The following is a 446-nucleotide window of genomic DNA, read 5'->3' on the forward strand; positions in this document are numbered from 1 at the left end:
ATTCCTAAACGGCATAAAACTCTTGGGGTAGATCTGGATCGACAGATCATTTCTTTATATGCCCGCGGAGCCAGTTACAGTGACATACGGGATCATCTCATGGATATGTATGGTTTGGAGGCATCTACGGCCACGATAAGCCGCGTTACAGATAAAATTCTTCCATTGATACAGGAGTGGCGTAGTCGTCCCCTGGAGCGGGTTTATCCTTTTGTATGGCTAGATGCCATACACTATAAAGTTCGTCATGAGGGACGGGKTGTCAGTCGTGCGGTCTACTGCATTATTGGTCTCAATCAGGAGGGTTATAAAGAGCTGTTGGGTATGTATGTGGGAGAGAACGAAGGTGCTAAATTCTGGTTGCAAGTGTTGACAGACTTACAGAATCGCGGTTTGGAAGATATCTTCATTGCCTGTATTGATAATCTTCAGGGCTTTGCCGACGC

Annotated in this window: 1 protein-coding gene; it reads left to right on the forward strand. The window is 46.1% G+C overall.

Annotated elements, in window-relative coordinates:
* Window positions 1-446 (forward strand): IS256 family transposase (locus AC1DCV_RS35805; RefSeq protein ID WP_477027686.1); only part of this gene is annotated, 446 nt, incomplete at both ends.

Source organism: Chitinophaga sp. 10T418 (genome assembly GCF_056394125.1).